The sequence below is a fragment of the Symbiopectobacterium purcellii genome (assembly GCF_052050035.1).
GTDB classification, from domain to species: domain Bacteria; phylum Pseudomonadota; class Gammaproteobacteria; order Enterobacterales; family Enterobacteriaceae; genus Symbiopectobacterium; species Symbiopectobacterium purcellii_A.
Window position 1 is genome coordinate 1,605,456 of sequence record NZ_CP189882.1, and the last position, 16,071, is coordinate 1,621,526.

Sequence of the window (16,071 nt, forward strand, 5' to 3'; positions counted from 1 at the left end):
AAAGGGCGAATCTGGAAAAGCACCAACAAGATTACAAAACTGAGGATTTTATCGGTGAACCACGAGTACGCTACTGCCGCACGGCATCCGCTTGATAAGCAGCATATAAAGTTAACCTACGTTACGCACTTTTACTGCAATCAGGACAATATGGATTCCGTATTTTCGTTGCTGCGGCTGTATGAGCAGTTGCCGGAAAATATCAGAACTGCGGTTGAGTTCGTTATTGTTGATGACGGTTCACCGATTAAGTACGACATTGGCACGTTTGACCTGAACATCACCTGGCTGCGTATTAATGAAGATATTCCATGGAACCAGGCTGGCGCGCGCAATTTAGGGGTGACTTACGCGAAGTCTGACAAAATTTTTATCACCGATCTTGACCACGAATTGCCGGAATCCTCATTCCGCTATTTGATCAATTGCCGTAACCCAGGCCGCAATTTTTACAAAATCTATCGGGAAAGTCGTGAAGACGGCATCAAAAAACGCGGCCAAGTGTGTAACGTGGGCGACAGGTATTATGGTCATCCGAACACGTTCTTTATGTCGCGTGCGCGCCTTATGCGTTTCTTTGGCTATGACGAGGAGTTTGCCGGAAATTATGGCTCAGAAGATTTCCGCTTCGTGAAATACCAGAAATACCAAGGTTCGCGCCAACATTACCTGCCGAAGAACATTCGTTGTTTTGAACGGGATGTGGACCGGGAAGAGAGTTACCATACGTTACACCGCGACCTTTCCGCCAATACGCCGATTGATAAGCGTAAGAAGCAAGAGTGTAGCTTGTTCGGTGATGAATATGGGCAAAGCCGTATTTTTCTCAACTTTACCTGGGAAATTAAATACCGTAACAACGTAATGCCAGCGGCATTGCCTCCGTTAAAGACATGGTGGCGCCCACTGTGGTGGTTCCGCTATCTATGCGGTGCTATGGCGCGTTAATCATGTTGCCATTTTCCGGCGGAAGAACCCATCTGCCCGCCGGATGATGCCTTACTTACCCTGCGCCAGCTTTTGCTTAAGTGCTGAGCCAATCGCATCGGGAAGAAAGTGCGAGACATCCCCTCCGTGGCGGGCAACCTCTTTGACCAGAGAAGAAGAGATAAATGACCATGCTTCCGATGGCATCAGGAACACGCTCTCCAGGGTTGGCATTAAGTGAGTATTCATTTTTGCCAACTGAAGCTCATATTCAAAATCCGATACTGCGCGCAACCCGCGAATTAGCACATTCGCTTGCTGCTGTTGGGCGAAATGCACCATAAGATCGGAAAACCCCACTACCTCAACATTCGTCAAATGTTGCGTTGCCTGCCGTGCTAATGCGACACGCTCATCCAAACTGAACATCGTGTTTTTACTGGGGCTGGCGGCAATGGCTAACACGAGATGATCAAACAAACGCGAAGCGCGGGTGAGCAGGTCCAGATGCCCATTGGTTAAGGGATCGAAGGTACCTGGGTAGATTGCTTTGGTCGCCATGGGAATCCTTAACACCAGTGGGTTAGATAGATGAGTTTGCACGCGGAGGAAGATAGGGCTCCAGCAGTGTGAGCAAGCGCTGAAGTGCTCCCTGATTCTGGTGCAGCACTTCTACGGCGTGTCGCCCATAATAGAGCCGGTAATCTTCATCCGTCAGCAAGCTGTTCACTTCTTTGACAATACTGTCAGTATCTTTCACGGTGATCAAACCGCCCGCTTCTGACAATTTAAGGCAAATATCTTTGAAGTTAAACGTATGCGGGCCCATGAGTACAGGGATGGCATGTGCTGTAGGTTCCAGGGGATTATGACCTCCCCGTTCCACCAGGCTTCCACCGACAAAAGCGATGTCTGCGATGCCATACAGCATCATCAACTCACCCATGGTATCGCCAATCACCACTTGTGTGTCCGCCGCAGGGACGTCGCCACTGCTGCGCAGGGTGTAGCTAAACCCCAGACTCTGGGTAAGTGCCTGAGTTGTCGGGAAACGCTCTGGATGACGAGGTACCAGAATCAACAGCAAATCAGGAAACCGGTTTAGCAATTCACGGTGCGCGGCCAAAATAATCGCCTCTTCACCGTCATGAGTGCTGGTTGCAATCCACACCGGGCGTCGCGAAGCCCATTGGCGCCGTAGTGCCACGGCTCTCGCCGCTAATTCCGGTGTGACAGAAATATCAAATTTCAAACTGCCAGTGACAGCTAGGTGTGAGCGCGGTAAACCGAGGTCGATAAAGCGCTCACCGTCTTCTTGGTTTTGAGCGGCGATCAAGGTCGTTCGACGCAAAATTCGGCGTGTCAGCGATCCGATTTTTTTATAGCCTGCCGCTGAGCGTTCAGAAAGCCGTGCGTTAGCGATAACCAGCGGGATATCACGGCGATGCAGTTCAGTGATCAGGTTTGGCCACAGTTCGGTCTCCATGATGATCACCAGTTTTGGGTTCACCTGATCGAAGAAGCGCTTAAGGGCGCAGGGGAGATCGTAAGGCAGATACACATGATAGACATCATTGCCGAAGGCGGAGCGGACACGCTCTGAACCGGTCGGCGTCATGGTGGTGACTGTAATCGGCAAAGAAGGGTAGCGGTGACGAAGCGCTCTGACCAAGGGAATGGCCGCCAATGTTTCACCAACAGAGACCGAATGCAGCATGATACCGTTGGGTTTGACCTTCTCCGCACAGAATCCATAGCGTTCACTCCAGCGGCGACGATATGCAGGCGCTTTGCGTCCTCTTAGCCACAGACGGAGCCAGATTAATGGTTGAATGAGGTAAAGCAAGATGGTGTAAAGGGTTTGTAGCATCTCTAGTGGCTATTATTAGGTTATCGCTGGGGGGGGATTTTATCGCGTAAATAAGAGCAAGGCTATGGATTTATTGAGATATCCCTGTTAATTAAGCTGTAAATACACATGAAAATGTAAACTGGTGACAAAAGTATGATAAATATACCTGAGGTGGTTAGTTGATTATTTGCATAAAATAACTATTTATGCTGCAAATCCGAAATTCTTTTCTGGAAATATTTCTTTATCGCCTTAATTAACATTGGGATTTTAAATCTCTGGTGTTATCACCACGCTCCAATTTTAAATTATTGACTTGTAAGTAACGGGGGCAGGGTATTTTTTTATGGCAGTGTGGGCGGTGGCGTTATTCTTAAATGTGCCTACTCGCGAGTTCTGGTAACGTCTTCTTAGTTATCAGTAACGTTGATGATAGCGTTGTTGCGCTGTATTATCGACGATACCTATCGTTTTGAACGAAGCAGCCTGGCGGCTGCAAATCGAAGTGTGGCAGAATAGCGATATTCTGAAACCCGCCAGCCGAAGGTTATCCCGTGTCACATTCCCCTGAGCATCAGCGCGTTCATACAAAAATGGTTAAGCAGATTTTCAAAACGGTGGTCCGACAGGGCAACCTCCCTTACCAGCAATTCCGCCTTTTCGTTGACAACGATCCTGACTGCACAGAGTGGTTCTGGACCACCTTCTACAGTGAATTCCCTGATTCTCCGTACCACTACGTTGCCTTCTGCCATACCTGTCGCCGGTTTGACCTGTACGAAACCGAAGCGGAGATGTGTAGTGGTTGAATAATCAGGACACTAAACTTACATCCAAAACGGAGGTGTTTAGTGAACCATAAACGACAATTTACCCCTGAGTTTAAAAAGGAAGCCGTTGCCCTGGTAACAGAGCAGGGCTATACGATAGCCAGGGCAGCAGCATCGCTGGGCATAAGCAACAAAACCCTGCATACATGGGTCTCGCTGGCACGCGAGCAGAGCAACGGCGTACTCAGCGATGATGAACGTGCAGAGTTAAAACGGTTACAAAAGGAAAACAAAGAGTTACGTACAGAGAAGGAGATACTAAAAAAGGCGAGTGCCTTCTTCGCGAAACATATGTCGTGAGATACCGGTTCATTCTCGACAATGCCACTGACTTCAGCGTTCGTACACTCTGTCGGGTCATGCGTGTGACGGCCTCTGCCTGGTATGCATGGCGAAAAAAGCCCGCCGAACCGCTGCAAAAAGACGTGGAGGTCCGGGTCAGGTTAAAGGCGCTGTTCGCCGCCAGCAGGCAGGGAGCAGGAAGCCGGACGCTGGTCAAAAGGCTTCGTGGAGAAGGCATCATAATCAGCCGCTGGCGGGTGAGGAAACTCATGCAGGAAGAGGGGCTGGTCTGCCGACAGCGCCGGACTTATAAGGTCACGACAAAACCCCGCCCGGGTGCAGAGGTGGCCCCAAACCTGCTGAACCAGAATTTTAACCCGCCGAGGCCAAATCAGGTGTGGGCGAGTGACATCACGTATCTGAAGACCGGTGAAGGCTGGCTGTATCTGGCGGCTATTATGGATTTGTACTCCCGGCAGATAGTGGGCTGGCAGGTGGACAGACGGATGACCTCATCGCTGGTCTGCGGGGCCCTGATGAAGGCATATATAGCCAACCGACTTAAAAATGATTACAGCCGATGCCCTGATATGTGGCAAAGAAGCATAGCTGGCTGTTATCAAAATAATGTCGCTTAGCTATAACCTGCGAACTCCCCCGCCGGGCCTGGTGGTGCATACGGACAGGGGGGCGCAGTACACGGGACAACGCTTTCAGGCGCTGCTGAGCAGCTACAGGGGCTTTATTGAATAATTTAAAATACTGATTTAAATGGGTATTATAAAATTTTAACGACTAAATTTTACTACCGTAATGCTTTTTATTGTGCTAACTATTTGATTTATCGCTCTAACAAAATACATTTTCTGTACATGCATCCCACCTAAAGAAGTTGTAAATCAAAACGTTAAATTATTCAACAAAGCCAGCTACAGGCTGAGGAGCAGTATGGGAGACGTGGGTGCCTGCTGGGATAATGCGGTGATGGAGCGCTTTTGGGGCAGTCTGAAACATGAATGGTTGCTGCTGGTACCCCAGCCAACACGGGCTTACATGGAGCATGATGTGGCGACGTATATCCGCTACTACAACCTAGACAGGCATCATGCCGCTAACGGTGATCTGTCTCCGGTGCGTTATGAACAAATGGCTGAGAAAAAAGTGTCCTGATTTACTTGACCAGTGCAGTTTGAAGCCAACCGCTGGCTGCTGAATGGCCTCTTTGCGCTGGCGGCGGACAACCTGCTGTACGCTGCGGAGCAGCGGGGCCTGACCACCGGTATTTTCGGCGCTCTTCACACGTATGGTCGCCAGCTTAACTGGAACTGCCATATTCACCTGTCGTGGACCACCGGCGGCATAAATGAGCACGGTGCCTGGAAAAAACTGTCGTTTGCCCTGCCGAAGGTCAGGGCGCGCTGGGTATGGAATGTACGCCAGTATCTGCTGTCTGCATGGGAGTCTCTTGTTCTGCCGCCGCAGCTGGCTCACATCCGGGATTATGATGAATGGAAGCGCTTTATGCTCAGCCAGGGGAAAAATGAGCAGGGAGAGATTTACTGGCACGTGTATTTTGCGAAGCCGACGAAACATCCCCGGCAGACAGCAAAGTACCTGGGCCGGTACCTGAAAAAAACTGCCTGTGTCGGGTGCGCGACTGGCACACTACGACGGGGGAAGCCGCATCACCCTGCGTTTTCTGGATCACCGGACGGGGAGGCATGAAGACCTGGCGCTCAGTCAGCGTGAGCTGATATAGCCAAGCGACATTATTTTGATAACAGCCAGCTATGCTTCTTTGCCGCATATCAGGGCATAGGATGTAATCATTTTTAAGTCGGTTGGCTATACTGCGGCTGATAAAGCATATACCGGAGAAGCATTTCCGGATGGTGCGTTACTTTGGTTTTCTGGCTAACCGCGTAGTGGGAAAACTGTTGCCTCTGGTGAGAAAAGCCCTGGGGCAGGATAATAAGCGTGTTGCTTAATAGTGAAATAAGGGTGTTTCGGTGATTGAAGTAAATTTTACGCTGTTCTGAGATGGAAATTCCAAAGAACGGCGCTAAGGAGTAAGAAGGTATCATCAATAAAGGGTCTACGATTCCGTAAAATTTGGGTCATGCAACCGAGGCGCTTGATACCCGCGATGGCGTGTTCAACTGTAATACGGATGCCCGAGATTATTTTATTTTCTTGTTTTTGTTCAGGCGATAAAGGTCTTTTTCGAGTTCCTTTTTTTGGGATTTGTGTATTAGGATGCTGTTTATCTATACCTTGAAAACCGGTATCTGCCCAGATGGTTACCTCAGGAGGAATATGGCGAATTATATCGACTTTATCGAGTAAGCGTTTATCGTGACGGCGCCCATTTTTGCTCATGGGGATAAATCCAATTTGCCTTGTTTCGTCAGTCATAATAAGCCCTTTTCGAGTGGTCTGTCTTTTCTTTCCCGAATACATTTTTTTTCGCCGACGCAGATTCTTAGGCTTTTGGACAGGTCGCTCTGTCCCATCAATAAAGACGTCTTTAACTCCAGGAAAGGCGCGAAAAAATTCCTCAGCAGAGCGAATTTGACGAGCGGGCAAAACACATTCTCGCCCCAAGGTCATCTCTAAAACCGGCAATAATATTTTTACCCAGCGACATACCCGTGTTCTATCTAAACCAAAAAGAAGTCCTTGCAAATCATAGGTCGGATAACATTTTAAATACAATAAAATAAAAAGCAGTTTATCTAATGGGGTTGGGATAAATCCTTTCTGGAGACTGTAAAATAATCTGTGTAAATGGCATTTTGAGGAAAACCTTCAAAGGATAACAAAATGCCTATCAGCAACGAACTTATTGACCAACTGCTTCAAGATTGTCACTCCCCTCAGGATCTGCTGGGTGAATCAGGCCTACTCAAGGTGCTGACTAAAAGACTGGCGGAACGGGGCTTTGTTGAATAATTTAACCGTTTGATTTACATCTTCTTTAGTTAGAATGCATTTACAGAGAATGTATTTTGTTAGAACGACAAATCAAATAGTTAGCACAATAAAAAGCATTCCGAGAGGAAAAACTAGTCGTTGAAATTTTATAATGCTTATATAAATCAGTATCTTAAATTATTCAACAAAGCCGCGGAACGGGTTCTTGAAGCTGAGATGGAGATGCACCTTGGGTATGCTAAGCATGACCCGGCAGGTAATCATTCAGGCAACTCCCGCAATGGCAAGACATCCAAGAGCGTACGTAGCCAAAATGGGGAGATCGAGCTCGATATTCCGCGCGACCGCAACAGTACCTTGGAGCCGACACTGATCGGTAAGAACGAAAAACAGCTTAACGGCTTCGATGACCGCATTATTTCTCTCTATTCCAGAGGGTTATCAACCCGTGATATTCAGGCACACTTTAAAGAAGTCTACGGGGTCGATGTTTCCGCTGGCTTCATTTCTCAAGTGACCAATGCTGTGATGGATGAAGTTAAGCGCTGGCAGCAACGGCCGCTGGATGCGCTTTATCCCATTGTTTACCTTGACTGTATTGTTGTCAAAAGCCAGGACGGCGGAGCCGTGGCCAACAAGTCTGTTTATCTGGCCCTCGGCGTCAACGGCCAGGGCGAAAAAGAGCTGCTGGGGCTATGGATAGCCAAAACTGAGGGGGCCAAGTTCTGGTTATCTGTGATGACAGAACTGAAAAATCGTGGGCTAAAGGACATCTTCGTCGCCTGCTGCGATGGCCTGAAAGGCTTTCCTGATGCCATTGAAGCTGTTTACCCGCATACGCGGGTACAGCTCTGCATTGTGCATCAGGTGCGGAACTCGCTGCGCTACGTCGGCTGGAAAGAGCGTAAGGCCGTTGCTGCTGACCTGCGCACCATCTATAGTTCCGCAACGCTAGAGGGCGCTGAAGAGGCCCTGGATGCCTTCGCGGCCAAATGGGATGAGCAGTTCCCGACGATCAGCCCGTCGTGGAGAAATAATTGGGAACGTCTCATCGTCATTTTTGACTTTCCGCCGGAGATCCGCAAGGTTATCTACACCACCAACGGGCTTTGTTGAATAATTTAAGATACTGATTTATATAAGCATTATAAAATTTCAACGACTAATTTTTCCTCTCGGAATGCTTTTTATTGTGCTAACTATTTGATTTGTCGTTCTAACAAAATACATTCTCTGTAAATGCATTCTAACTAAAGAAGATGTAAATCAAACGGTTAAATTATTCAACAAAGCCTTGATTATCAAAAACTTCTGGATGACAGAACGGTTCAGGAGGCTCTTGGCGGTGATTCTCGACAGGTACTGATGGATATGGATAAATCGCTGCGATTTATCCATGCACTCCAGCACATACAGGATAAACATGCCAGTGTGATAGATAAACTGGCAGGGCTTTGATTTTAAGGAAACAGTGATTGCAAAGAATGATTTTTTACCGTTTGCTACCGCAGATGGCGCTAACGTATTGTCTGCTGATGAGTATCAAAAATTAACCTCGCGCAGCAATGGATTTAGCGCAGGTGTGGCGCGTTCTCAGGAACTGAATACTGTCTGGCGGCAGGCGTCAGTCATTGCACATGTGGTGGCGCAGTTTATTGCGGATACCAATATAGCCAAGCGACATTATTTTGATAACAGCCAGCTATGCTTCTTTGCCGCATATCAGGGCATAGGATGTAATCATTTTTAAGTCGGTTGGCTATAACAGCGATGTGGCTGATATAGCTAAAAGACTTAATTTTGATTACATTATTTAAATGAGCTATTCAATTGATTTTAGACGTAAAGTGATATCTACACGGAAAAACGAAGGGTTGAGTATCCGAGAAACAGCGAAGCAATTTCGGATTGGCCCTGCCTCTGTATCGCGTTGGATTAATCAAATAGAGTCAAAAGCATCGACCACGCGTCAGCGAAAGATCGATAAATCCGAGTTGATAAAAGATGTTGAACAATATCCAGATGCTTACCAAAAAGAACGTGCAGAGCGTTTTGGCGTTTGTCAGAAGGCCATTTGGCAAGCGCTTAAAAAGCTGGGATTGACCTATAAAAAAAACGCTACGTCATCCGAAAGCCGACGAAAACGCCCGGCAGGGATTTCAACAAAAAAAACAACAGTATGAAAAAGAAGGTAAACCTATTGTTTTTATTGATGAAAGTGGTTTTTCACACGATACCCCACGGACTCACGGCTATTCCCCAAAAGGTCAACGGTGTTTTGGCCTGAAGAACTGGGGAGCTAGGGGAAGAACAAATGTTATCGGCGCTTTATTAGGCACAACGCTGTTTGCTATCGGATTATTTGATATCAATATTAACAGCGATGTTTTCTATGCCTGGGTCACACAAGTCCTTATCCCAGTACTCCCTAAAAACAGTGTAATCATGATGGACAATGCCACTTTTCACAAAAAACATAATATTCAACAAGTCATCATCGATGCAGGGTATATGGTGGAGTATTTGCCTACATATTCGCCAGATCTTAACCCAATTGAGCATAAATGGGCACAAGCAAAAAGCAAAAAAAGAGAGATGGGTTGCGATACAGAGAGTTTGTTCTCAGTCCATATGGTGTAATCAAAATTAAGTCGCTTGGCTATAATGGTGATTTGGACGCGCTTAAAACGGGCTTGATAAGTGCGCTTTCGAAAAACGTCAGTAACACTGTGCCAGCAGCGTCAACCACGGTAGCCGGTATTACCAAACTCAGCAGCGCAACCAACAGTAACGATGAAACGATGGCCGCAACACCGAAAGCGGTAAAGGCTGCCAACGATAATGCCAATGGGCGCGTACCGTCCGGGCGCACGGTAAACGGTAAGGCGCTGTCGGCAGATATCACGCTGGGCGCTGGCGATGTCGGGGCATACTCCAAGCAGGAAATCGACACCGCGCTGAATTCAAAGGTAGCCGGGGTTAAGCAAACAGGCCCGTTTGACGCAACAGCTGGCGCGCTATTGATAAATGGTGCGTGGGGTTGGGGCGGGTCTGGCTACAATCAAGTGTGGACCGCTGAAACATTTCTCACATGGGCGAGAAATGCGGCAAATGGCAGTAGGGTTTTTCGCAACGACACGCCTACACCATACAGCAAACGATACGGCTCAGGCGTTTTTATGAGGGCTGGTGATACATGGTCCCTAATTTCTGTAGGAGCTATCGCGGGCGGTCCTGATGTAAACGGCGTAAGAATATCGAGCGGGAATAACAGCGGTTCGGAAACTCAATCTTATGAATTGTGGACAAACCAAAACCTACCAAACCCTATATCAGCATCGGAGTTTGCAGGTATTCCGCTCCCGTTCCCTGGGGCCGTTGCGCCACCGGGTTTTCTGACATGCAACGGGCAGGCCTTTAACAAAACAACCTATCCGATTCTCGCGGAGCTCTACCCATCCGGTCATTTACCTGACCTGCGCGGTGAGTTTATTCGTGGTGCTGATGATGGACGCGGGGTTGATGCCGGACGTGCCTTACTCAGTGCACAGGGAGATGCGATGCAACCGATAACAGCAAAATGGACGATGAACGATATGACCGCTGATAAATTTGTCAATTATCCCCCTGCAGGGGCCTTATACATCGACCGCACCGCGCTGGTTAATTTCGACGCAACATCAACGCGCACTAATACTGGTGCCCGTGCTGTTTTTGATTCATCACGCCAAACGCGAACCGCGAACGAAACCCGCCCACGCAACATTGCCTTTAACTACATCGTGAGAGCCGCATAATGAACACCTATTCAACTGATATTGAAAATGCCGAATTAGGCGAAAACGGCCTCAGCAAAAAGGCGGGTTGGATCACTGTTTATCAAGCGCACCCGGTCACGCGCGAATACCAAAGCGCCAGCATGGAATACCTCATGTTCGATGTAGGCCTTCCAGCCCACAGTTACCCCGATAAGCCAGAGTTACCGCCTGTTGGGCAAGCGCTATGTCGCGCGGCAGATGGCAAGTCATGGGAGCACGTGGAGGATAATCGCGGCCAGACAGTTTACAGTACCGAAGCACGGCAGGAACAGATTGTCACCCAATTCGGCGAACTGCCGGATAACCTCACGTTACTGAAACCACAAACCGAATTTGATGTGCGGAACGGGAAAAAATGGGTGACAGACACGCAAGCCCAGCAAGCGGCTGAATCACGAGCTGCGCAGCAGGAGGCACAACAGGCGTTAACCTCACGTCTTACCGTGGCGAATACGCGTATTCAGCCACTTCAGGATGCGGTAGACCTCGATATGGCCACGGAGACAGAAAGGGCGCAACTTGTTGCGTGGAAGAAATACCGCGTGCTGCTTAATCGGCTGGATATAAGCAAAGCGGCGGATATAAACTGGCCTGAGCCGCCGGACGCGGAAAAGGCGGGGATTAATGCCCGTGGTTGAACAGGGAAGCCAGTTCATCATCGGACAGGCCGGTATAGCGCTTGATGGCTGATTTTCCTACACCATCAGCAAGAAGTTGCCTTGCAATTTTGAGCGAGGCGCTATGCTCGCCTTCTTGGCGACCTTCTTGGCGACCTTCTTGGCGACCTTCTTGGCGACCGAGTTGTACGCCTTCATGAACACCATCCTGTCGGCCTAACTGGTAGCCTTCCTGCTTGCCCTTCTGGATGCCCTTGGCTTCAAGCTGCTCTGCAATGGTCATGATGTCCTCCCGATAGTCAATGGCTGTGGCGGCGATATATTGTAGGAATTGCTCTTCATCCGACGTATTTCCCCGCTCTGCAATATAGTATATCAGGCTACGGAACTGCTCTTTCGGTATCGCCCATAGATTGAGTAGGCGGGCGATATCGGTTGCCAGTCCCAGCATGTCCCGTGTACGGATGTGTTTTTGCACCAATTCTAGCAGGGCTACCCGCCGATGGGACAGTATTTCATCATCCGGCATAGCGGTGATATCAACCAACGGGAATGCCTGTGTATAGACTGATTCTGCCAGTTCAGGGTCAGCAAAGCAATCGAGCCATTGGGTGCTGTAGGGGTAGGGCGACGTGGTGCCGTGGTAGAACAGGAGCGGGATGACCACGGGCAAGGTCTCGTTACCTTGCTCAAGGTGCCGCTGCATGGCTGCCACACTGTACCGTAGCAGCCTGAATGCCATGAGCTTTTCTGGCCTGCTCTGGTGCTCGATGAGTGTATAAATGTAGCCTTTCCCCGCATTCGTCTGCACGGAATAGAGCATATCCGAACACTGGGTGCGCAGGTCGTCTTCGATAAAGCTGCCCGACTCCATTGCCAACGTACTGAAGTCGCAGCGTTCACGCAGGTGGGGCGGCAGATGGATTTCCAAAAAGTCTCGTGCCACAGCGATATCGCCGAGAAACTTTTTGAACAGCGAATCGTGTTGTGAGAGTGAGGATGTTGTCATTGGCGCAGTATACCTTGCTCAGGTTAGGCTACGCCATCGAAATCCCCTCCTTCAAGTCTGTCAAATCTGGGCGATTCTGGCGTAGTTGGCAAGTCGAAATGGACGGTAACGTATTGATAAAAATGTTGTGTATTGTCGTGCTTTGTTGTGTTTTGTTGCCTATTTTTTGAACGATAAATTCAGTCAATGCATTGATATTAATAGTTTTTATGTTCTTTTGCTCTGCTGTGCATGCCATAGCGGCATAAAAATACCGAGATTATTATTCAATAAGTTATCGCGTATCGGTCGAAATTACTCGAAATTCGATCGAAATTATTGAATCTCAGTCCACTCAGCGCCCCTGACATTTCGGTATTTATCCGTCATCTCTGAGGACTTATGTCCGAGCAATTTTTGCGCATAATCCTTCCCTTTCTCATCAGTGTAGAGTCGCGCCGCCAAACTTCTGATTTCATGAAATGAGGGAGCGTTACGTTCCCATGTTAACCCTGATGCGTTGCGTGCCTCACGAAATGCAGGGCTTTGTTGAATAAATCGAACTTTCAGGGGATCGCCGGATCAAAGCACTATAGCCAAGCGACTTAATTTTGATTACACCATATGGACTGAGAACAAACTCTCTGTATCGCAACCCATCTCTCTTTTTTTGCTTTTTGCTTGTGCCCATTTATGCTCAATTGGGTTAAGATCTGGCGAATATGTAGGCAAATACTCCACCATATACCCTGCATCGATGATGACTTGTTGAATATTATGTTTTTTGTGAAAAGTGGCATTGTCCATCATGATTACACTGTTTTTAGGGAGTACTGGGATAAGGACTTGTGTGACCCAGGCATAGAAAACATCGCTGTTAATATTGATATCAAATAATCCGATAGCAAACAGCGTTGTGCCTAATAAAGCGCCGATAACATTTGTTCTTCCCCTAGCTCCCCAGTTCTTCAGGCCAAAACACCGTTGACCTTTTGGGGAATAGCCGTGAGTCCGTGGGGCATCGTGTGAAAAACCACTTTCATCAATAAAAACAATAGGTTTACCTTCTTTTTCATACTGTTGTTTTTTTTGTTGAAATCCCTGCCGGGCGTTTTCGTCGGCTTTCGGATGACGTAGAGTTTTTTTTATAGGTCAATCCCAGCTTTTTAAGCGCTTGCCAAATGGCCTTCTGACAAACGCCAAAACGCTCTGCACGTTCTTTTTGGTAAGCATCTGGATATTGTTCAACATCTTTTATCAACTCGGATTTATCGATCTTTCGCTGACGCGTGGTCGGCCGCTTTACTACACCGATATGGCTGTTACCACGGTTTTGATGATAAAGCGCGTGTTTAACCTGTCGCTCCGGGCATTACAGGGCTTTGTCGACTCGGTTTTTACACTGATGAGCCTGCCACTGCGCTGCCCGGACTACTCTCTGGTCAGTCGGCGGGCAAAAACCGTCAGTATCAGCATAAAAACGCCAACGCGTGGTGAAATCTCGCATCTGGTCATCGACAGTACCGGTCTGAAGGTCTTTGGCGAAGGTGAATGGAAAGTCAGGCAGCATGGGGCTGACAGACGAAGAGTGTGGCGCAAGCTTCATCTGGCAGCAGACAGTGCGACGCATGAGATTATCTGTGCCGACTTATCGCTCAGCGGAACGACAGATGCGCAGGCACTGCCGGGCCTGATTAACCAAACCCACCGAAAAATCAGGGAAGTGTCAGCAGACGGTGCTTATGACGCCCGTTACTGCCACGATGCGTTGCTAAGAAAGAAAATCAGGCCCCTTATCCCGCCGCGAAGCGGAGCCAAATACTGGCCGGACAAGTACCATGAACGTAACCATGCGGTGGCGAATCAGCGTCTGAGCGGGAGTAATGATATGTGGAAAAAGAAAGTGGGTTATCACCGGCGTTCAGTGGCAGAAACAGCGATGTTCCGCATAAAAACTTTGCTGGGTGGCCATCTGAGCCTGCGTGACTATGAGGCTCAAGTAGGTGAAGCCATAGCGATGGTCAAAGCGCTGAACCGTATGACGTTGTTGGGTATGCCACACAGCGTCAGGATAGGATAACAGGTGTAGCAGAGTGAGTCATCCTGTCGGCTAATTCTGATTTATTCAACAAAGCCGTCCTTCACGGTATAAGCGCTTAAATAACTTCTCCCGCTCTCTTATTCTGACAGGTATTTTAGGTTTCATTCGTTGCTCCTCTTACGATGCAAGGCTGACGTGCTTCTGGTGGGTAAAATCGCCGTTCCAGTTGAGTTTCATAGGCACTTTGCCACCACGGTATAAGTCATAGATGCGCTCAGCGCCTTTGCGAAGGAGTACCGGCTGGTGCTTAATGAAGTCATCGGAACCATGAACGCTAATCAGATGCTGGTGCTCAGTCAGGTATTTGTCGCGAGAGTACGACGTGGCGCGCCAGCGGGTACCGGATTGACTTTCGTTGTATAGCCAGTTGCGCTCAGCGAGCCAGCCGTTAACCTTTTGGGTGTTAACACCGTTGAGCATTTTGCAAAACTGGGTAGGGGTCATACCCTCCTTGAACAAGCTCTTGAGGTCGTGGATTTCGGCCTCCTGTTCTTTGTTGACCAGTATAGCCAACCGACTTAAAAATGATTACATCCTATGCCCTGATATGCGGCAAAAAAGCATAGCTGGCTGTTATCAAAATAATGTCGCTTGGCTATATCAGTGCAGCTTCACTCTAAGCGTGTTGCTTAATAGTGAAATAAGGGTGTTTCGGTGATTGAAGTAAATTTTACGCTGTTCTGAGAGGCTTTGTTGAATAAATCAGAATTAGCCGACAGGATGACTCCCTCTGCTACACCTGTTATCCTATCCTGACGCTGTGTGGCATACCCAACAACGTCATACGGTTCAGCGCTTTGACCATCGCTATGGCTTCACCTACTTGAGCCTCATAGTCACGCAGGCTCAGATGGCCACCCAGCAAAGTTTTTATGCGGAACATCGCTGTTTCTGCCACTGAACGCCGGTGATAACCCACTTTCTTTTTCCACATATCATTACTCCCGCTCAGACGCTGATTCGCCACCGCATGGTTACGTTCATGGTACTTGTCCGGCCAGTATTTGGCTCCGCTTCGCGGCGGGATAAGGGGCCTGATTTTCTTTCTTAGCAACGCATCGTGGCAGTAACGGGCGTCATAAGCACCGTCTGCTGACACTTCCCTGATTTTTCGGTGGGTTTGGTTAATCAGGCCCGGCAGTGCCTGCGCATCTGTCGTTCCGCTGAGCGATAAGTCGGCACAGATAATCTCATGCGTCGCACTGTCTGCTGCCAGATGAAGCTTGCGCCACACTCTTCGTCTGTCAGCCCCATGCTGCCTGACTTTCCATTCACCTTCGCCAAAGACCTTCAGACCGGTACTGTCGATGACCAGATGCGAGATTTCACCACGCGTTGGCGTTTTTATGCTGATACTGACGGTTTTTGCCCGCCGACTGACCAGAGAGTAGTCCGGGCAGCGCAGTGGCAGGCTCATCAGTGTAAAAACCGAGTCGGCAAAGCCCTGTAATGCCCGGAGCGACAGGTTAAACACGCGCTTTATCATCAAAACCGTGGTAACAGCCATATCGGTGTAGTAAAGCGGCCGACCACGACCTTCAGGCGAAGCACTGTCAGTCCATGCAGCGATGGCCGACTCATCAAGCCAGACCGTCAGGGAGCCGCGTTGTCTGAGTGCTTTGTTGTAGGTGGGCCAGTTGGTGATTTTAAACTTTTGCTTTGCCATGGGGAGCTGCTATCGTGAGCGATGATAGTGCTTTGATCCGGCGATCCCCTGAAAGT

General features: G+C 48.6%; 24 protein-coding genes and 2 pseudogenes. 17 read left to right on the forward strand and 9 right to left on the reverse strand.

The window, feature by feature from the left end; all coding sequences use genetic code 11:
* Window positions 1–150 precede the first annotated feature (150 nt).
* Entirely contained in the window at window positions 151–948 is a 798-nt protein-coding gene (locus ACQGXV_RS11970) for a glycosyltransferase (protein ID WP_440867391.1), read from the forward strand.
* A gap of 51 nt (window positions 949–999) precedes the next feature.
* Here the strand turns inward: ACQGXV_RS11970 and coaD are convergent, their stop codons facing one another.
* Entirely contained in the window at window positions 1,000–1,488 is a 489-nt protein-coding gene (gene coaD / locus ACQGXV_RS11975; protein ID WP_440866496.1) for a pantetheine-phosphate adenylyltransferase, read from the reverse strand.
* A gap of 22 nt (window positions 1,489–1,510) precedes the next feature.
* Window positions 1,511–2,797: a lipid IV(A) 3-deoxy-D-manno-octulosonic acid transferase gene (waaA, locus tag ACQGXV_RS11980; protein WP_440866497.1), complete on the reverse strand. Its 1,287-nt coding sequence runs from the start codon at window positions 2,795–2,797 to the stop codon at window positions 1,511–1,513.
* Between the two features lie 536 nt (window positions 2,798–3,333).
* Here waaA and ACQGXV_RS11985 point away from each other — a divergent pair.
* The 7 genes from ACQGXV_RS11985 to ACQGXV_RS12015 all read left to right on the forward strand — a co-directional run bounded on the left by ACQGXV_RS11985 (window position 3,334) and on the right by ACQGXV_RS12015 (window position 5,879).
* Complete coding sequence (locus ACQGXV_RS11985; RefSeq protein WP_440866498.1) at window positions 3,334–3,588, forward strand: hypothetical protein; 255 nt, start codon at window positions 3,334–3,336, stop codon at window positions 3,586–3,588.
* A gap of 42 nt (window positions 3,589–3,630) precedes the next feature.
* Entirely contained in the window at window positions 3,631–3,909 is a 279-nt protein-coding gene (locus tag ACQGXV_RS11990) for a transposase (protein WP_440862591.1), read from the forward strand.
* Window positions 3,906–4,529 carry an IS3 family transposase gene (locus ACQGXV_RS11995; protein WP_440866499.1) on the forward strand — a complete coding sequence of 208 codons (624 nt, stop codon included), beginning with the start codon at window positions 3,906–3,908 and terminating at the stop codon, window positions 4,527–4,529. Before ACQGXV_RS11990 ends, ACQGXV_RS11995 begins: the two co-directional genes overlap by 4 nt.
* Window positions 4,519–4,644, forward strand: coding sequence for a hypothetical protein (locus ACQGXV_RS12000; protein ID WP_440866500.1), 126 nt, complete (start codon window positions 4,519–4,521; stop codon window positions 4,642–4,644). The genes ACQGXV_RS11995 and ACQGXV_RS12000 overlap by 11 nt, the downstream gene beginning before the upstream one ends.
* A gap of 183 nt (window positions 4,645–4,827) precedes the next feature.
* A complete protein-coding gene (locus ACQGXV_RS12005) occupies window positions 4,828–5,061 on the forward strand; it encodes an integrase core domain-containing protein (RefSeq protein WP_440867392.1) in 234 nt (77 codons plus the stop codon).
* A 12-nt stretch (window positions 5,062–5,073) separates the two neighbouring features.
* Window positions 5,074–5,616, forward strand: coding sequence for a transposase (locus ACQGXV_RS12010; protein ID WP_440866501.1), 543 nt, complete (start codon window positions 5,074–5,076; stop codon window positions 5,614–5,616).
* A gap of 116 nt (window positions 5,617–5,732) precedes the next feature.
* Window positions 5,733–5,879, forward strand: a complete 147-nt coding sequence (locus tag ACQGXV_RS12015; protein ID WP_440866502.1) for a transposase — start codon at window positions 5,733–5,735, stop codon at window positions 5,877–5,879.
* A 37-nt stretch (window positions 5,880–5,916) separates the two neighbouring features.
* On the opposite strand, the gene ACQGXV_RS12020 is transcribed toward ACQGXV_RS12015, so the two are convergent.
* Entirely contained in the window at window positions 5,917–6,642 is a 726-nt protein-coding gene (locus tag ACQGXV_RS12020) for a transposase family protein (RefSeq protein WP_440867393.1), read from the reverse strand.
* 72 nt (window positions 6,643–6,714) lie between these two features.
* Here ACQGXV_RS12020 and ACQGXV_RS12025 point away from each other — a divergent pair, with 72 nt between their 5' ends.
* The 7 genes and pseudogenes from ACQGXV_RS12025 (at window position 6,715) to ACQGXV_RS12055 (ending at window position 11,281) form a co-directional block, all read left to right on the forward strand.
* Entirely contained in the window at window positions 6,715–6,843 is a 129-nt protein-coding gene (locus ACQGXV_RS12025) for a hypothetical protein (protein ID WP_440866503.1), read from the forward strand.
* A gap of 156 nt (window positions 6,844–6,999) precedes the next feature.
* Window positions 7,000–7,935: pseudogene (locus tag ACQGXV_RS12030) on the forward strand (IS256 family transposase); the annotation flags it as partial.
* A gap of 361 nt (window positions 7,936–8,296) precedes the next feature.
* Window positions 8,297–8,575 carry a hypothetical protein gene (locus tag ACQGXV_RS12035; RefSeq protein ID WP_440866504.1) on the forward strand — a complete coding sequence of 93 codons (279 nt, stop codon included), beginning with the start codon at window positions 8,297–8,299 and terminating at the stop codon, window positions 8,573–8,575.
* A 67-nt stretch (window positions 8,576–8,642) separates the two neighbouring features.
* The gene (locus tag ACQGXV_RS12040) at window positions 8,643–9,008 is read left to right on the forward strand and encodes an IS630 transposase-related protein (protein WP_440863104.1); all 366 of its coding nucleotides are present in this window, start codon (window positions 8,643–8,645) and stop codon (window positions 9,006–9,008) included.
* Window positions 8,932–9,465 carry an IS630 family transposase gene (locus tag ACQGXV_RS12045; RefSeq protein WP_440867179.1) on the forward strand — a complete coding sequence of 178 codons (534 nt, stop codon included), beginning with the start codon at window positions 8,932–8,934 and terminating at the stop codon, window positions 9,463–9,465. The genes ACQGXV_RS12040 and ACQGXV_RS12045 overlap by 77 nt, the downstream gene beginning before the upstream one ends.
* Window positions 9,426–10,622 carry a phage tail protein gene (locus ACQGXV_RS12050; protein ID WP_440866505.1) on the forward strand — a complete coding sequence of 399 codons (1,197 nt, stop codon included), beginning with the start codon at window positions 9,426–9,428 and terminating at the stop codon, window positions 10,620–10,622. The genes ACQGXV_RS12045 and ACQGXV_RS12050 overlap by 40 nt, the downstream gene beginning before the upstream one ends.
* Complete coding sequence (locus ACQGXV_RS12055) at window positions 10,622–11,281, forward strand: tail fiber assembly protein (protein ID WP_440866506.1); 660 nt, start codon at window positions 10,622–10,624, stop codon at window positions 11,279–11,281. The genes ACQGXV_RS12050 and ACQGXV_RS12055 overlap by 1 nt, the downstream gene beginning before the upstream one ends.
* Here ACQGXV_RS12055 and ACQGXV_RS12060 read toward each other — a convergent pair.
* The 4 genes from ACQGXV_RS12060 to ACQGXV_RS12075 form a co-directional block, all read right to left on the reverse strand.
* A complete protein-coding gene (locus ACQGXV_RS12060; RefSeq protein WP_440866507.1) occupies window positions 11,265–12,269 on the reverse strand; it encodes an Rpn family recombination-promoting nuclease/putative transposase in 1,005 nt (334 codons plus the stop codon). The two genes, ACQGXV_RS12055 and ACQGXV_RS12060, sit on opposite strands and share 17 nt — an antisense overlap.
* A gap of 315 nt (window positions 12,270–12,584) precedes the next feature.
* A complete protein-coding gene (locus ACQGXV_RS12065; RefSeq protein ID WP_440867394.1) occupies window positions 12,585–12,818 on the reverse strand; it encodes a tyrosine-type recombinase/integrase in 234 nt (77 codons plus the stop codon).
* A gap of 45 nt (window positions 12,819–12,863) precedes the next feature.
* On the reverse strand, window positions 12,864–13,397 hold the full coding sequence (locus ACQGXV_RS12070) for an IS630 family transposase (RefSeq protein WP_440862665.1): 534 nt from the start codon (window positions 13,395–13,397) through the stop codon (window positions 12,864–12,866).
* Window positions 13,321–13,509: an IS630 transposase-related protein gene (locus ACQGXV_RS12075; protein WP_440863229.1), complete on the reverse strand. Its 189-nt coding sequence runs from the start codon at window positions 13,507–13,509 to the stop codon at window positions 13,321–13,323. Before ACQGXV_RS12075 ends, ACQGXV_RS12070 begins: the two co-directional genes overlap by 77 nt.
* Window positions 13,510–13,536: 27 nt before the next feature.
* Between ACQGXV_RS12075 and ACQGXV_RS12080 the strand changes: the two are divergent.
* Window positions 13,537–14,328 (forward strand): annotated as a pseudogene (locus tag ACQGXV_RS12080) (IS5 family transposase); the annotation flags it as partial.
* Window positions 14,329–14,466: 138 nt separating this feature from the next.
* On the opposite strand, the gene ACQGXV_RS12085 reads toward ACQGXV_RS12080, so the two are convergent.
* Window positions 14,467–14,862 carry a phage antirepressor KilAC domain-containing protein gene (locus ACQGXV_RS12085; protein WP_440866508.1) on the reverse strand — a complete coding sequence of 132 codons (396 nt, stop codon included), beginning with the start codon at window positions 14,860–14,862 and terminating at the stop codon, window positions 14,467–14,469.
* On the opposite strand from ACQGXV_RS12085, the gene ACQGXV_RS12090 reads away from it, so the two are divergent.
* Window positions 14,846–15,007 (forward strand): hypothetical protein, encoded by a 162-nt coding sequence (locus ACQGXV_RS12090; protein WP_440866509.1) that lies wholly within the window; start codon window positions 14,846–14,848, stop codon window positions 15,005–15,007. The two genes, ACQGXV_RS12085 and ACQGXV_RS12090, sit on opposite strands and share 17 nt — an antisense overlap.
* A gap of 84 nt (window positions 15,008–15,091) precedes the next feature.
* Here the strand turns inward: ACQGXV_RS12090 and ACQGXV_RS12095 are convergent, their stop codons facing one another.
* Window positions 15,092–16,015, reverse strand: coding sequence for an IS5 family transposase (locus ACQGXV_RS12095; RefSeq protein WP_440866184.1), 924 nt, complete (start codon window positions 16,013–16,015; stop codon window positions 15,092–15,094).
* Window positions 16,016–16,071 lie beyond the last annotated feature (56 nt).

Excerpts from the sequence above, each read along its gene's own strand:
- ACQGXV_RS11970 (WP_440867391.1), top strand. The coding sequence starts at position 151 with ATGGATTCCGTATTTTCGTTGCTGCGGCTGTATGAGCAGTTGCCGGAA.
- coaD (WP_440866496.1), bottom strand. The coding sequence starts at position 1,488 with ATGGCGACCAAAGCAATCTACCCAGGTACCTTCGATCCCTTAACCAAT.
- waaA (WP_440866497.1), bottom strand. The coding sequence starts at position 2,797 with ATGCTACAAACCCTTTACACCATCTTGCTTTACCTCATTCAACCATTA.
- ACQGXV_RS12000 (WP_440866500.1), top strand. The coding sequence starts at position 4,519 with ATGTCGCTTAGCTATAACCTGCGAACTCCCCCGCCGGGCCTGGTGGTG.
- ACQGXV_RS12025 (WP_440866503.1), top strand. The coding sequence starts at position 6,715 with ATGCCTATCAGCAACGAACTTATTGACCAACTGCTTCAAGATTGTCAC.
- ACQGXV_RS12040 (WP_440863104.1), top strand. The coding sequence starts at position 8,643 with ATGAGCTATTCAATTGATTTTAGACGTAAAGTGATATCTACACGGAAA.
- ACQGXV_RS12055 (WP_440866506.1), top strand. The coding sequence starts at position 10,622 with ATGAACACCTATTCAACTGATATTGAAAATGCCGAATTAGGCGAAAAC.
- ACQGXV_RS12060 (WP_440866507.1), bottom strand. The coding sequence starts at position 12,269 with ATGACAACATCCTCACTCTCACAACACGATTCGCTGTTCAAAAAGTTT.
- ACQGXV_RS12095 (WP_440866184.1), bottom strand. The coding sequence starts at position 16,015 with ATGGCAAAGCAAAAGTTTAAAATCACCAACTGGCCCACCTACAACAAA.